Genomic DNA, 13,753 nt, shown 5'->3' on the forward strand with positions numbered 1-13,753 from the left:
CAGACACCCGGCGGGCAACCTAGTCGCCGGCATCCTTGGCCGGTTGTAGGCGGCGGGGGAAGGGCACGCTTCGGGAACCCGGCTATGTGCGGCTGCGTTCACGTCAGAGAGATGGCGTCGAGGTGTCGAGGAGTCTCTGTGCCGCTGCCTACAGGTCGCAGGTCGGTATCGGTCTGATGGGTAGTGCGTGACCGGTAACCAGCGTGTGGAAACATCTAACAGCGTGATGTCGGCTATTTCAGCATGTCAGCTTCTGGCGCGGAACGGGAAGTGAGTCCGGGGCCATGACGCGGAGAGTGCGCGGCGCCGGCGGCGGCCGCCGTTTCGGCATGGGCCGTAGGGTCCTCGCGGTGGCTGCTCTTGCGCTGACGTCGATGGCCGGCCTGGCCACCACGGCCAGCGGGAGTGGCCAGCCTGGCACGGGCGACGAGCCAGAGCCCTCCGAGCACGGCGGCCCTAACGTGGTCCTCGCCGGCGTGGCAGGCTTGGCCTGGGAAGACGTCACACGAGACGACATGCCCACGCTGTACGAGATGGCTGGCACGGACGCCGTCGCGGCGCTGACCGCGCGGACCATCCGGTCACGTACCTGCGCGGTCGACGGTTGGCTGACCGTCAGCTCAGGCCGTCGTTCGACCGATCTCATCGACTCCGACGGCGACGGAACCGCGGACCGGTACTGCCGGCCAGCTCCTACACCTGTGCGCGACGACGACGGTGGCGCCATGGTGCCTGGCTGGCAGACCTACGTCGAGGAGCAGAAGAACCACGCTTACAACCCCACTCTGGGGCTGGTCGGTGACAGGCTCGGCGAACGCGGAATGTGCGCTACCGCGGCCGGGCCCGGTGCCGCGCTCGCGCTGGCGGACACCACGGGCCGGGTGGCTTCCTATGGGCCTAACCCGGCTGAAGTCGACACCGCCGTGATGAGTGAGTGTCCCGTCACGGTCGTCGATCTTGGCGCTATGCCCGCGCCCGCACCTGCCGCCAGCGACGAGCAGGAGCGTCAGAACGCCCTGGAGCAGCGTCGTCAGGTAGCCGGTGGCATCGACGACCTGCTCGCGTCTCTCCGGGAGGAACTGCCGGAGAACACCGCATTGCTCGTCATCGGCGTCTCGGACAGCGGCCCCACTGCCATCCCGCTGCACAACGACCCGTCGCGGATTGCCGGCTCAGCGCTTCGCGTCGCCGTGGCGAGTGGGCCCACACCCGACGGCGGCGAGTACGGCCCGCGTTGGCTCACATCGGCGTCGACTCGATGGTCGGGGATCGTCCAGATCACCGACGTCGCATCGACACTGCTCGAGTACGCCGGCTTCGAGGAGCCCACCCAGGGATCAGTGGGCCGGCCTTGGAGGACCGCCGGGGCGCACCCGGCTGAAGCATCCGAGACCATTGCGGACCTGCTCAGCACCAACACGGCGGCGCAGATTTACCGCACCCAGTCCGGGCCGTTCTTCCAGTTCCTCGGCATCATCCAGCTGGTCGTGTTCGGGATCGCGCTGGCCATGGTGATGCTCCGCCCCGCGAGCCGTCCGGCCGTCTTGCGATCGGTGCATGTCGCAGCGCTGGCCATCGCATCCTTCCCGGTAGCCTCATATCTGGCCAATCTTGCGCCATGGGCACATTCCGACCGGCCAGCGCTCTACCTCTGGTCGATCATCGTCGCGATCAGCGTGGCCCTCACGACAGTCGCCGTGACCGGCCCCTGGCGCCGGCGCATCTACGGACCAGCGGGTTTCTTGGGTGCCGTGACCGCAGGGGTCATGGCCATCGATGTAACGACCGGTTCCAACCTGCAGCAACTGAGTCTCCTCGGGCTGTCGCCGGTGGTGGCTGGCCGTTTCTACGGACTCGGTAACATTCCGTTCGCCATCTTCATCGCCGCCTGCCTGGTGGCCGCTGCCGCGCTGGCACAGCTGATGCTCGACCGGGGGGTCTCGCGGCGAACAGCTGGAGCTGTCACGGCCGTCATCGGGATGGTCGCCACGATCGTCACGGGCGCTCCGCAGGCCGGTGCCGACGTGGGCGGCATCCTGGCCGCCATCCCTGGCTTCGCGGTGCTTGTCATCGGTGTCCTGGGCACCCGGCTCACGATCATCAAGCTCTTCGGGGCCGGCGTGGCCGCTTTAGCGGTGTTCCTGCTCATCGCCTGGCTGGACTGGTTGCGTCCGGCTGGCTCCCGTACCCATTTCGGTGGCTTCTTCGACGACCTCACCTCGGGTGAGGCGCTGACGGTGATCTGGCGCAAGATGGGTGCGTCGTTCGGGACGCTGAACCGTCTTCCCTACTACGCGTGGACCGTGCCGATCGCCTATGCAGCCATCCTGTGGCTCACCAGCCGCTCCGGTGCTGCTGGAGTGCGGGCTGCGCTGGCTCGCTGGCCGATCATGAATTTCCTCATATGGTCTGGCCTCATGGCCGGCGCCGCCGGGTTCGCCGCCAACGATTCCGGCATCATCATTCCGGCGTTGTTGCTGACCACGGGCATTCCGCTGGTTGTGTCCGCCATAGTGGCGGCCCGGCGAGAAGCGGACCAGGGCACGCCCGTCGAGGAACCGTCGACGCCCGAGCTACGCGCGGGTGCGACGAAGCCTTGACGGCGGCGACGGGCGGACACCGCGGGTGACCAGCGCCCGTAGGACGCCGGCGTACTGCTTGCCCCGATGGACCTGAGCCTTCCAGTCCGTTCCGGTGACGCGGTGGTGCAGGCTGACGTCGACCTCGAGCGCGCGGTAGCCCTGCCGCAGAAGGTCGATGGTCAGCCCCGTCTCCACGCCCCAGCCGGGAGCTAGCGGCAGCGCGGCCTCGAACGCCGAGCGAGTGAGGCACCGCTGGCCGGACAGCGGCTGGCGTGGGGCCCATCCGGTGGCACGCGCGATGCCCTCGCGAGACAGATCCACTACGAGCCCACGGCCACCCCCCGCGTGGGACTGGGCCGGCAACACCGCGATGGTCATGTCCGCCTCGCCGTTGATCACCGGCTCGATGAGCGGAGCAGCCTTGGCGGCGCTGTCTTCGAGGTCGGCGTCGAGAAACAGCAGGGCCCGGGGTGCCGGCCGCGCAGTTTCCCGCGACTCGATGGCTGTGACCGCGGCGGCGCCGGTCTCCATGGCGGCAGCCTTGCCGCGATTGCGGGGATGCGCGATGACCGTGGCCCCTGCCGCCGTCGCTTCTGCCGCCGTACGGTCGGTGGATCCGTCGTCGACGACGATCACCAGGTCGGCCGCGGGCAGGCCGGCCGCTGAGCGAACGGTGGCGCCAATGCGGGCTTGTTCGTCCTTGGCGGGGATGATGATTGCGACACCTGGCGACGTCTGGCTCATCTCCCACACTCTAGAGCGCCCGGCGCGCGTTGAGGCACTGGGTTGGCCTCACAGCTAGCGCGGGTAGTCATCGTGGTTGGAACGTGTCTATGACGATCGCTTGCAGGGAAGGTCGCGTAGCCTCGGCAAGGATGAGACCACGCAGCAACGGCGCCGACTCCGAGGTGGGACGGCTTCGAGCCGTCCTTCTGCACCGGCCCGGTCCGGAACTCAAACGTCTGACGCCGCGTAACAACGATGCCTTGTTGTTCGATGGCATCCCCTGGGTTGATCGCGCTCAGGAAGAACACGATGCCTTCGCCGAGACGCTACGGAATCACGACGTGGAGGTCCTGTATCTCCGTGAGCTGTTGGTCGAGACCTTGCGGCTGGAGGCGGCCCGGCAGTTGTGCATCGACGCGGTGCTGACCGACGCGCGCCTCGGTGACACACTTCGTGCCGCTTTGCGGGCCCATCTTGGCGGCCTGCATCCCGAAGACCTTGCCTACGTTTTGATCGCCGGGCTTGCGCATGAGGAGTTTTCCGCGGGTCGAGGCCTCGGATATGTGTTGATGGATCGTTATGACTTCGTCATCGACCCGTTGCCTAATCTTCTGTTCACTCGTGATTCGAGCGTGTGGGTAGGGGATCGGGTGGCAGTCAGCAGCCTGGCTATGCCGGCGCGGCGGAGAGAAACCAGCCTGACCGCGGCGATCTATGCGCACCATCCCCGATTCGAGGGGGTGGACGCGATCTACACTCCGGAGCTCGAGACGCTCGAAGGTGGTGACGTGCTGCTGATGGCGCCGGGCGTCGTAGCGGTGGGCACCGGAGAGCGCACAACGCCCGCGGGTGTGGAACGCCTCGCACGCAACGTCCTGGGCAGTGGCCTGGCCCGTACGGTTCTCGCCGTTCCGGTGGCCCAAGACCGTGCCACGATGCACCTCGACACGGTGTGCACCATGGTGGATGCCGATGCCGTCGTGATGTATCCGAACGTCGTCGACGAGCTTCACGCTTTCGCTATCCGGCTGGCTGAGGGCGACCTCGTCGTCAGCTCTCCGGCACCGTTCGTAGAACTCGCGGCCGAAGCCATGGGCATCGACGAGTTGCGGATCATCGATACCGGGCTGGACCCGGTGACGGCCGAGCGTGAGCAGTGGGACGACGGCAACAACACGCTGGCCGTCGCTCCGAGACTAGCGGTGGCATACGAGCGAAACGTCGAGACGAACGTCCGGCTTGAGGCCGCGGGTATCGAAGTGCTGCGCATTCCGGGCAGCGAATTGGGGACCGGCAGGGGTGGGCCACGTTGTATGTCGTGCCCGATCGCGCGTGATTCGCTGGATCTGAACGATTAGATGCGGTCAGTTCGGCTGGTTAAGGAAAAAAGTTGCTGCGGCAAATGACGCATCACGCCCAGAGACTGTAATCTTGAGCAAGCCCCGGTCGCACGTGTTCCCCCGTCATGTGTGACCGGGGTTCTCATGTCCGCCCGAGGCTTTGCCCCTCGGATCAGCCCAGTGGCTGGCAGCGCACTCAGCGGATCGTTACCTGCCGGTTGGCCAGACCGGCCCGTGCACGGCGCTGTTCACCGTCGAGGGCCGTGGTTTCCCCCAGGGCCTCCTCCAGACGCTTCCGCAGCGCCGCCACCGGCTCTTCTGCTTGGTCCGCCTGGGTGCCGTCGGCGAGGTCCCATACCGGCACCAGGAGACCGTGGGCGCGGAAGGTGCCGAGCAGCCGGGTGTCGGGCCCCAAGGTGTCGTCTCCTCGGACGTGGAGCCGGGCTAGGGCGTCGAGCAGTGGCTCTTCCTCGTAGGGAAGTACCCAGCGAACTTGGTCACGGTCGCCGAGTCGGCACCAATACGCGGCCTCGACCGAGGTGAGCCGGGCAGCCGGTACGGCTGCTTCGTTGGCGTTCTCGAGCAACGACCGTTCATGGGCAGTGGGCTCGGACTCCGGATCGAGCCAGAAGTCAAAGCCGTCGTGGACGGTGACCTCAAAACTCGAGTCGGGTGACACGAGGTCCTGGAGGCGGGGCGCTTGTGGCGGCCGGGGCCCGGGCGCGACCGGCGAGCCTGGATCGGCGGCGAGTGACTGCTGCAAGGTGTGTCCGAGGTCAGCGCTGGGGTCGCCGGTCGCGGCAACCGTCTGAAGACCGAGCAGGATCTCGCCGGATTCGCGCACCAGCGCCGGAGCGGCGCCCGGAAGGATGCTGGCGACGGTGATCTCACGGCCGCCGTGTTCACCGGCCAGCTGGACCGTTGCCGTCGCGGCCGAGACGATCTCCCGGAGAGCGACCCAATCGCATTCACCGGGCAAACCGCGGAACGGTCTACTGACATACTGACGGTCGGCCGCCCTGGCCTTCTTGCCGTGGCAGATTTTGTAGCGCTTCCCGGAACCACAAGGGCACGGCTCGCGCGGACCGACAACTGGGATCTCGACGCTGTTACTCACGTGTCCGAGACTAACTGCTCGGGAGTCCGGCAGAAGAGTCACGCGGCCTGAATTCCGCTAGCGTGTGCGGGGGAACGCCGTTGCGGGCGGCTGCAAAGGGCTGGTGCTCCCTTATTTGTCGATGCCTCGCTCCCAGGGCCCGACGACGGCCTGGACGGTCACCCGGCCGTTCTCCGAGCGTACCGACCAGTCGCGAGCGAGTGCGTTCACCATGGCCAGTCCCCGGCCCTCCAGCTCGACGGGCGGCGCATGTTTGAGTTCGGGGCGCTCGTCGCCACCACCGTCGGTCACGTCGATGAGAACGTGCCGATTCGTCACGTTCCACCTGAGGAGGACGCCTTCGCGAGAATCAGAGAACTTGATGGGTGTGGCGTGGCGAAGCGCATTGGAGACGAGTTCGGTGACAACTACCAAGACGCTGTCCAGGACAGTCTGCGGAATGCCGGCGACGCGAAGATCATCAGCGACGGCATGGCGAGCGGCAGGCACACTGCTGATGGCATTGGCGACTTCGAGTGCCCGAGCGTCCTCAGCCGTCACGGGCTGCCGGACGGCTGCGGTCCGAGCCATCGTGCACCTCCCTCCCGAATGCTTCGGTACGTTACGCCCGAGTGGAGTCGTGCCCTGAATTCACGTCTGTCAAACATTGGTGGCCCCTATGTGCATCGGCAGTTTGCGACGTTTGGCTCGCATCTACAGCGATATCGCACGAGAGGTCTCGGAGATGGTGATGAAGGCCACTTCATGTCGGCGGGGGAGCTCTTGTATCCGCATATTGAGACGGTGCTGAAGGAATTATGAAAGGTGCCGTATCGCGACCCCCAACGGGCAAAAGGCTTTCGAAGTGGTCGCTCACCAGCGTATCCGGCTTTTTGTGGCCCCCGCCTTCGGCGCAGATCGTCTACCCGCGATGCCCTCATCGCCTACATATGTCCCGCAGACGTTGTTGCATCCTTACGTAACTAGGGGTTTGGGCGCTAGGTTTAGCACGGGGCGGAGAGGATGACGATGTGGACTCACTCCCGGGCAGCGGGGAAGCGGGACACCACGGGGCGCAAGAATGGCGTTCCGGTAGAAGAGGGGGCGGCTGGCGAAGCTGCGCCCGATGCTGCGCGTTCCGGCGCTTCTGCGGTGGCACCACTCGTCGACCCAAACTCACAGAATGGCGTGCCTGCCGGCGGGCACATCGATGGCACCCCACAGGCACGTCCCGTTCCGAATGGAGTGGAGCAGGTCCGGCGGGATGACATGGCCAAGAATGGCGCTAGCCACCAAGAGGGCGGTCCGAGGCTGATGACCGTCTCAGATCTTCAGGATTCCGACGCATCGTCGGACGACGGCGACGAGACGCCCGAGCCCGAATCAGGATGGCACGAGCACGCCGACACTCAGCAGCAGACCGTTCCGGCACCAGCCGCTGCCGTCCGCGAACCGGTCCGGACCGGCGCATTCGGATTCGATACTTATGCGCTGCGCGCCACCATCACTCTCGCCGAAGACAAACTCGAGGCGTTGGCGAGGCGGTTCTATGCGAACCTCTTTGCCAGTCGGCCGGAGTTGCGCGAACTGTTTCCGGCCGGAATGGAAGTTCAGCGATCCCGTTTGGTCTCCGCGCTGATCCGGATCGTCGGCAGCGCTGAGAACCGTGAAGAGCTCGTGTCTTACCTGGAAGGGCTCGGCCGCGACCACCGCAAGTTCGGCGTCATCACTGAGCACTACGGTCCGCTGGGATCGGCTCTGGTCATGGCGTTCCGGCAGGAACTCGGCGAGCAATGGACCGAAAGGCATGAGAAGGCCTGGGTCCATGCTTACGACACCATCGCCATGATCATGGCCGAGAGCGCCGAGCGCGACGCGGTCATGTGGCCCGCGTGGTGGGACGCCGAGGTCGTCTTCCATCGGCGGCTCCTCGACGACCTCGCGATCATTCAAGCTCGTCCGCACACCGACTACCCGTATCGCCCGGGGCAATACTGCTATGTCCAGTCGTCTCGCCGTCCCAAGATGTGGCGTGCGCTGTCCATGGCGTCGGCGCCCCGCGACGATGGCCTCGTCGAGTTCCATGTCCGAGCGGTCGGAGCCGGATGGGTCAGCAGCGCGCTGGTATGGCGTACGGAGGCCGGGGACGTGCTTCGGCTAGGTGCGCCACAAGGTTACGACCTCGCCAACCCCCGGTCGGAGCGAGACCTGCTGTGCATCGCCGGTGGTGTCGGTATCGCGCCGATCCTGGCGGGCCTGCAGGAGCTGGAGCAGCGACTCGACGGCCGGCGCGTGCACGTCTTCTATGCCGGTCGCGACCGGGACAGTCTCTACGCGTTGCCGCATCTCGAGTCGATCGGCGTGCGCTATCGCCGGCTGACCGTCGTTCCGGTCGTGTCGCCGGAAGGCCCCGAGGACCGCAGTCCCGATCTGATGGGCAATATCGTCTCGGCCTACGGAGACTGGCGTCAGCACGATGTCTACCTGGCCGGCCCCACCACGATGGTGCAGGCCGCGCTGAGCCGGCTTCGAGAGCAGCAGATTCCCGAGGAGCAGATCGTCTGCGACGACTACGGCACGTGGTAGGCAGCAGCGCGCCCCGCTCGGCCGCTACGACGGGCATGTATCGGCGCCTCTAGGTCAATATTCCGAAATCGTTAGACAGCGCTAGATGTCCTGAGAGAGTGCAAGATCAGTCAGGTGGCGTACTTGCGGAGGTAGAGACCGAAATGCGGCACCGTGAAGGCGATGGTGCCGCGTTCGGCGGAGTAGAGCAGGCCCTTCTTGATCAGTGCGTCCCTGGCCGGCGACAGGGATGACGGCTTGCGGCCCAGGTGAACGGCGACATCCGATGTCGTGACCGTGCCATCGGTGAACTCCGACAACGCGGCGATCGCGAGGAGATACTCCCTCTCTGCCGGAGTCGCGCGCTCGTAGCGTGAGCCGAAGAATCCGACGGCCAGCTCGGTTTCGGCATGGGGTGCGGCAACCTTGACGTCGTCGGCGGTGATCGGTACGGCCGGTGCGTGATCCCAGGTGACTTTGCCGTAGGCCTGTACGAAGTACGGATAGCCCTCTGTGGTCGCGTACAAGGCGTCGAGTGCGGCTTGTTCGTAGGTGACATCTTCTTCGGCCGCGGGAGCCGCGAGTGCGAAATCAGCTGCCTCCCGGTCGAGGCGATCGATCCGGATGTAGCGGAAGAGTCGCTCAGAGTAGGACTTCGAGGCGGACAGGACGGCGGGCAGGTGTGGAAGTCCCGCACCGACCACGACCAGCGGTAGCGCCTGCTGCGACAGCTCGTGGCAGGCTGCGCAGAGAGCTGAGACGTCGGGCGCGGGAATGTCCTGCATCTCGTCGATGAAGACGGCGATGCCGACGCCGACATCCCGGGCCACCGCGGCCGCGTCGACCAGAAGCTCGACGAGATCGACCTCGATGTCGCCGGTATCAGCCCGGCCGGAGGCCGCCGGAAGGTCGATCCCAGGATGCCAGCGGTCGCGGAGCTTGGCGTTCTCGCCGCCTGATCTTAGTGCGAAGGCTTTGAGCACGGACAGAAACCGGTCGACGTGATCGGGGTCCCGGTGTCGAGGGGTGAGTTCGCGCACAGCCATGTGCAGGGCACTGGCCAACGGTCGCCGGATGGATTGATCCGGCCGAGCCTCGATCTTGCCGGTTCCCCAGAGCTTGCGGATAGCCTGCGACCGCAAGGCGTTGAGCAGAACCGTCTTCCCCACCCCGCGCAGGCCAGTCAGTACCAGCGACCGCTCTGGGCGGCCGCGGGCAATGCGCTCCAGAACTACATCGAACTGTTCCAGTTCGCGATCACGTCCGGCCAGCTCCGGTGGTCGCTGGCCTGCGCCGGGGGCATAGGGATTGCGTACCGGATCCATCATCGGACTCTATCGGCTCGTCTAGGTTGAGCTTTAGATTTCCTTAGATGGGGTTAGCGCGTGTTGCCCAAGATCGTCGACTCTGACGGATTCTCAGTCGCTATAGGCATCTCTAGTTCTTGAGCTAGATAATGTGATACCGGCTTATCCGGGCCGCGGCATCCTGTTCCCGGCCCGGATAAGCCCCGGAGCCTTACTTGCTGAGCGCCTTGAAACGCCGGACCGCGAGTGGCGCGAAGATCAGCAGCAGCAATAGCGGCCAGGCCACCGCCATCAGCACTGCGTTGTCGACCACCCATGAATCTCCGCCCCAGCTGGGGTTCTCGAAGAGTTCCCGGACGCCGCCCGCCGTTGCCGACATCGGGTTCCACTCGGCGATGGCGCCCAGCCAGGTCGGCATCGTGTCGGGCGACACGAACACGCTGGACATGAATGCCACCGGCCATACGAGAATCTGCACCGCTTGCACCATCTCCGGCTTGCCGGCGACAAGCGCCAGGTACAGTCCGACCCACAACATGGCGAAGCGCAGCAAGAGCAGCAAGCCGACGGCTCCGAACGCGGCGGCCAGCGTGCCGTGCCAGCGCCAGCCGATCGCCAGCCCCGCACCGACCATGATGAGCAGGCCGACGATCGAGTTCAGCATGTCGACGGTGCTACGCCCGACCAGGATCGCGGAAGGGGCGATCGGCATGGAGCGGAAACGGTCGAGTACACCTTTGTTGATGTCCTGAGTGAGCGCGACCATGGTGCCTTCGAGGCCAAAGGCCATGCTCAAGGCAAACATGCCTGGGACGAGAAACTCCTTGTAGTCGCCGCCGCCGGCGACCTCCATGCCGCCGCCCAGGAAGTAGGCGAACATCACCAGCATCATGACGGGAAACAGCAGCCCGACGACCAGCTGCCCCGGGTTGCGTCCCCAATGCGCCAGTCCTCGGCGAGTCATCGTGATGCCGTCGATGACGGCTCGCCCGGTCCGGGAGCCCGGTGTGTGCCGGCGCGTGTCCGGGTGCTGTGTGGCCGTCGTCATGCGGTGACCTCCTGATCCTCGTCACTGCGCGTGGTGGAACCGGTCAAATTCAGGAAGACCTCATCCAGCGTGGGACGGCGGAGCGCGATGTCCTCGGCGTCGATGCCGGCGTCTTCCAGTGCGCGCACCGTCTCGGACAATGCGGTCATGCGGTCGTCTACGGGAGCGCTGACGAGCCGGCGGTACGTGTCGACGGCGACTTCCTCGGCATGGGTCGCTCGCCGGACCAGGGACGCCGCAACTTCCAGCTTGCCGGCGTCCTGCACGACGACATCGATGCGGTCCGCGCCCAGGGCGGACTTCAGTTCGTCGGCGGTGCCGTCGGCGATGATCCGTCCGTGGTCGACGACGGAGATCCGATCGGCTAGCTGATCGGCTTCCTCCAGATACTGAGTGGTGAGTAGCACCGTGGTGCCGTCGCCGATCAGTGAGCGCACCGCGTTCCACACCTCGGTGCGCCCGCGGGGGTCGAGGCCTGTTGTGGGCTCGTCGAGGAAGAGGATCTCAGGGGCCATGATCAGGCTGGCGGCGAGGTCGAGCCGGCGCCTCATGCCGCCGCTGTACTGCTTGATCGCCTTCTTGCCAGTGTCGGTCAGGTCGAACTGTTCGAGCAGTTCTTCGGCCCGGAGCGCCGCGTGTTTGCCACCCAGGTGGTAGAGCCTGCCGAATAGTTCCAGGTTCTGACGGCCGCTGAGTTCCTCGTCCACTGCGGCGTGCTGTCCGAGTAGGCCGATACGGTACCGGACCTCATCCGGCTCCTTGACGACGTCGAAGCCGGCCACCTCCGCCCGGCCCCGGGTGGGCCGCAGCAATGTCGCGAGGATTCGGACCATGGTGGTCTTTCCCGCGCCGTTCGGGCCCAGGATCGCCTGGACGGTGCCGCGGGGAATGTTCAGGTCGACGCCGTTCAGGGCTTCCTTCTTGCCGTAGACCTTGGCGAGACCTTCGATGGTGATTGCGTCAGCGCCATTGGGGCTGAGCACAGTGGACCTCCCACTAGTCAAATTTGAACAGTTGGGCGAACCTAACATCCGATCGCCAACTAGTCAAACTTGATGAGTCGCCTGTCTATTCCCTCGGCGTTGTCGATACGCTGTGGCATGGAAGGGGTGTGGATGGAGACGAAGGTGTCGGTCATTCGGCTGCTGGTCCTGGGGGCGGTCCGGCAGCACGGGCGTGCGCATGGGTACCAGATCCGAAACGATCTCGAGTTCTGGGGCGCACATGAATGGTCCACGGCCAAACCTGGATCGATCTATCACGCCTTGAAGCAGCTGGCTAAGGAAGGACTCCTGCTCGCGCACGACACCGCGCCAAGCACAGCGGGCGGTCCTCCCCGCACGGAGTACGAGATGACGCCGGCAGGAGACAAGGTTTACCTGGACCTTCTGCGTGAGGCTGTGCGGGCACATGATCAGAAGACCGACTTGCTGACCACGGGGGTCGGCTTCATCGTCGACCTCAGGCGCGACGAGGCCATTGCACTGCTCGAAGAGCGCATCGTGAAGCTCCAAGAGTGGCGACGCGAGGTGCTCGAGCATTGGAGCCCTACCACTCCCCCCGAGGAGTGGGGTCACATCGGCGAGATCATGCGGCTGTGGATCCACAACGCCGACAGCGGCGTGGAATGGACCCGCGGACTCATTCGCCGCCTGCAGGAAGGCGCATATGTGATGGCGGATGAAGGGGAGCGTAGCGTCGAGGTGCTCGCTGACTGGGCTGATCTGCCGGACGTCGATGATCCTCCGGGCCCTGATCGCGGCACAATGGGCAGATGATCTCCGTCGGCCTGGCGCGCCAGCTTCGAGAAGCCGGCGTGCGATGGGAGCCGCGTGCCGGTGACCATTTCGTTCTGCCGGATCGGGGCATGGACGACGAGGTGTTCGTCGTGAGCACCATGGTGGTCGACGTTCATGAGTTTCCGACTGGACGGGTGATCGGCTTCAACGGAACTGTCGAGTGGGCATTGGACAGCGTGGAGACGGACGCGGCACTGTGGTTGCCGACCGAAGCTCAGCTGCGGGAGCTGTTGGGCGGGGCATTCATGCGACTCACCCAGGAGCGCGCGGGTTTCGCAGTGCTGCTCGAGGTGAACGGCAAAGAGATCACGCGGGAAGCCGAGGAGGCCGCGGAGGCCTATGGCCGTGCCCTGCTGTACCTGGTAGCTGGTTGACTGGCCGCCTATTTCAGAAGTCGGGACAAGCGGCGATCTGCGAGGACCTTTCCGCCCGTCTGGCAGGTAGGGCAGTACTGGAAACTCGAATCGGAGAACGAGACTTCGCGGACCGTATCCTGGCAGACCGGGCAGGCCTCGCCCGTACGCCCGTGTACGCGCATCGAGGTTCTCTTCGAGTCTTTGAGGTCGCGCGCCGCCAGTCCGGTAGCTCGTGAGAGTGCGCTGGACAGTTCGCCGACGATGACCTCGTGCAGGCGGCTGACGTCGTCGTCGGCCAATGTCGAGGCCGGATGGAACGGCGACAGCCGGGCGGCATGCAGGACCTCGTCGGAGTAGGCGTTGCCGATGCCGGCTATCACCGACTGATCCCTGAGCACTCCCTTGATCCGGGACCGTCCCGCGTCGGTCAGCAGCGCGCGCAGCCGATCCGGGGTGAACTCGGGCGACAGCGGATCGACGCCGAGCCGGGCGATTCCGGGGACCTCTGATGCGTCGCGGACGACGTAGACGGCCAGCTTCTTGCGCGTGCCGGCTTCGGTGAGGTCGAAGCCCGAGCCGTCGCTCAGATGGACGCGCATGGCCAAGGGTCCTTTGCCGGGTTTTGGTGGCCGCGGGGAGATGGAGTCGCTCCAGCGCAGCCAGCCGGCCCGGGCTAGATGGACCACCAGGTGGACGCCGTCGCAGTCGATGTCGAGGAACTTGCCGTGCCGGGATACAGCCGTGACGGTCAGACCGCCGAGTGCGGTCACTGGTGGATCGAACGTCTTGAGCACGCTGATCGCGGCGACGTCGACCCGCGTGACGACTTTGCCAACCGCATTCTCGCGCAAGAAGGCGCCCAGCGCCTCGACCTCCGGCAGTTCCGGCATGCCAACATCATGACGCACAAGACCCGAAAACGCCGCCCCAACTT

At 65.6% G+C, this 13,753-nt stretch carries 12 protein-coding genes; 5 read left to right on the forward strand and 7 right to left on the reverse strand.

Annotated elements, in window-relative coordinates; all coding sequences use genetic code 11:
- Positions 1–284 precede the first annotated feature (284 nt).
- Entirely contained in the window at positions 285–2,600 is a 2,316-nt protein-coding gene (locus tag F7O44_RS13435; RefSeq protein WP_162450760.1) for a hypothetical protein, read from the forward strand.
- Here F7O44_RS13435 and F7O44_RS13440 read toward each other — a convergent pair.
- Positions 2,574–3,326 carry a glycosyltransferase family 2 protein gene (locus F7O44_RS13440; protein ID WP_162450761.1) on the reverse strand — a complete coding sequence of 251 codons (753 nt, stop codon included), beginning with the start codon at positions 3,324–3,326 and terminating at the stop codon, positions 2,574–2,576. The two genes, F7O44_RS13435 and F7O44_RS13440, sit on opposite strands and share 27 nt — an antisense overlap.
- 131 nt (positions 3,327–3,457) lie before the next feature.
- Between F7O44_RS13440 and F7O44_RS13445 the strand changes: the two genes are divergently transcribed.
- A complete protein-coding gene (locus F7O44_RS13445; RefSeq protein ID WP_162450762.1) occupies positions 3,458–4,666 on the forward strand; it encodes an arginine deiminase in 1,209 nt (402 codons plus the stop codon).
- Between the two features lie 178 nt (positions 4,667–4,844).
- Here the strand turns inward: F7O44_RS13445 and F7O44_RS13450 are convergent, their stop codons facing one another.
- Positions 4,845–5,765, reverse strand: a complete 921-nt coding sequence (locus F7O44_RS13450; protein ID WP_222851333.1) for a DUF5926 family protein — start codon at positions 5,763–5,765, stop codon at positions 4,845–4,847.
- 111 nt (positions 5,766–5,876) lie between these two features.
- A complete protein-coding gene (locus F7O44_RS13455) occupies positions 5,877–6,335 on the reverse strand; it encodes an ATP-binding protein (RefSeq protein WP_162450764.1) in 459 nt (152 codons plus the stop codon).
- Positions 6,336–7,058: 723 nt separating this feature from the next.
- Here F7O44_RS13455 and F7O44_RS13460 point away from each other — a divergent pair.
- A complete protein-coding gene (locus F7O44_RS13460; protein ID WP_162450765.1) occupies positions 7,059–8,330 on the forward strand; it encodes a globin domain-containing protein in 1,272 nt (423 codons plus the stop codon).
- Positions 8,331–8,440: 110 nt separating this feature from the next.
- Here F7O44_RS13460 and F7O44_RS13465 read toward each other — a convergent pair whose 3' ends face one another.
- From F7O44_RS13465 to F7O44_RS13475, 3 genes are all read right to left on the reverse strand, one after another.
- The gene (locus F7O44_RS13465) at positions 8,441–9,634 is read right to left on the reverse strand and encodes an ATP-binding protein (protein ID WP_162450766.1); all 1,194 of its coding nucleotides are present in this window, start codon (positions 9,632–9,634) and stop codon (positions 8,441–8,443) included.
- A 193-nt stretch (positions 9,635–9,827) separates the two neighbouring features.
- Positions 9,828–10,664, reverse strand: a complete 837-nt coding sequence (locus tag F7O44_RS13470) for an ABC transporter permease (RefSeq protein ID WP_162450767.1) — start codon at positions 10,662–10,664, stop codon at positions 9,828–9,830.
- Entirely contained in the window at positions 10,661–11,647 is a 987-nt protein-coding gene (locus tag F7O44_RS13475) for an ATP-binding cassette domain-containing protein (RefSeq protein WP_343073873.1), read from the reverse strand. The genes F7O44_RS13470 and F7O44_RS13475 overlap by 4 nt, the downstream gene beginning before the upstream one ends.
- A 144-nt stretch (positions 11,648–11,791) precedes the next feature.
- On the opposite strand from F7O44_RS13475, the gene F7O44_RS13480 reads away from it, so the two are divergent.
- Both F7O44_RS13480 and F7O44_RS13485 read left to right on the forward strand, forming a co-directional pair.
- On the forward strand, positions 11,792–12,442 hold the full coding sequence (locus tag F7O44_RS13480) for a helix-turn-helix transcriptional regulator (RefSeq protein ID WP_162451032.1): 651 nt from the start codon (positions 11,792–11,794) through the stop codon (positions 12,440–12,442).
- Positions 12,439–12,837, forward strand: a complete 399-nt coding sequence (locus F7O44_RS13485; protein ID WP_162450769.1) for a pilus assembly protein CpaE — start codon at positions 12,439–12,441, stop codon at positions 12,835–12,837. Before F7O44_RS13480 ends, F7O44_RS13485 begins: the two co-directional genes overlap by 4 nt.
- 8 nt (positions 12,838–12,845) lie before the next feature.
- Here the strand turns inward: F7O44_RS13485 and F7O44_RS13490 are convergent, their stop codons facing one another.
- The gene (locus F7O44_RS13490; protein WP_162450770.1) at positions 12,846–13,709 is read right to left on the reverse strand and encodes an Fpg/Nei family DNA glycosylase; all 864 of its coding nucleotides are present in this window, start codon (positions 13,707–13,709) and stop codon (positions 12,846–12,848) included.
- Between the last annotated feature and the right edge of the window lie 44 nt (positions 13,710–13,753).

Source organism: Phytoactinopolyspora mesophila (assembly GCF_010122465.1).
Classification (GTDB): domain Bacteria; phylum Actinomycetota; class Actinomycetes; order Jiangellales; family Jiangellaceae; genus Phytoactinopolyspora; species Phytoactinopolyspora mesophila.

Bases quoted from the DNA above. Each gene is read 5' to 3' on its own strand.
- F7O44_RS13435 (WP_162450760.1), top strand. From the start codon at position 285: ATGACGCGGAGAGTGCGCGGCGCCGGCGGCGGCCGCCGTTTCGGCATG.
- F7O44_RS13440 (WP_162450761.1), bottom strand. From the start codon at position 3,326: ATGAGCCAGACGTCGCCAGGTGTCGCAATCATCATCCCCGCCAAGGAC.
- F7O44_RS13445 (WP_162450762.1), top strand. From the start codon at position 3,458: ATGAGACCACGCAGCAACGGCGCCGACTCCGAGGTGGGACGGCTTCGA.
- F7O44_RS13455 (WP_162450764.1), bottom strand. From the start codon at position 6,335: ATGGCTCGGACCGCAGCCGTCCGGCAGCCCGTGACGGCTGAGGACGCT.
- F7O44_RS13460 (WP_162450765.1), top strand. From the start codon at position 7,059: ATGACCGTCTCAGATCTTCAGGATTCCGACGCATCGTCGGACGACGGC.
- F7O44_RS13465 (WP_162450766.1), bottom strand. From the start codon at position 9,634: ATGGATCCGGTACGCAATCCCTATGCCCCCGGCGCAGGCCAGCGACCA.
- F7O44_RS13470 (WP_162450767.1), bottom strand. From the start codon at position 10,664: ATGACGACGGCCACACAGCACCCGGACACGCGCCGGCACACACCGGGC.
- F7O44_RS13485 (WP_162450769.1), top strand. From the start codon at position 12,439: ATGATCTCCGTCGGCCTGGCGCGCCAGCTTCGAGAAGCCGGCGTGCGA.
- F7O44_RS13490 (WP_162450770.1), bottom strand. From the start codon at position 13,709: ATGCCGGAACTGCCGGAGGTCGAGGCGCTGGGCGCCTTCTTGCGCGAG.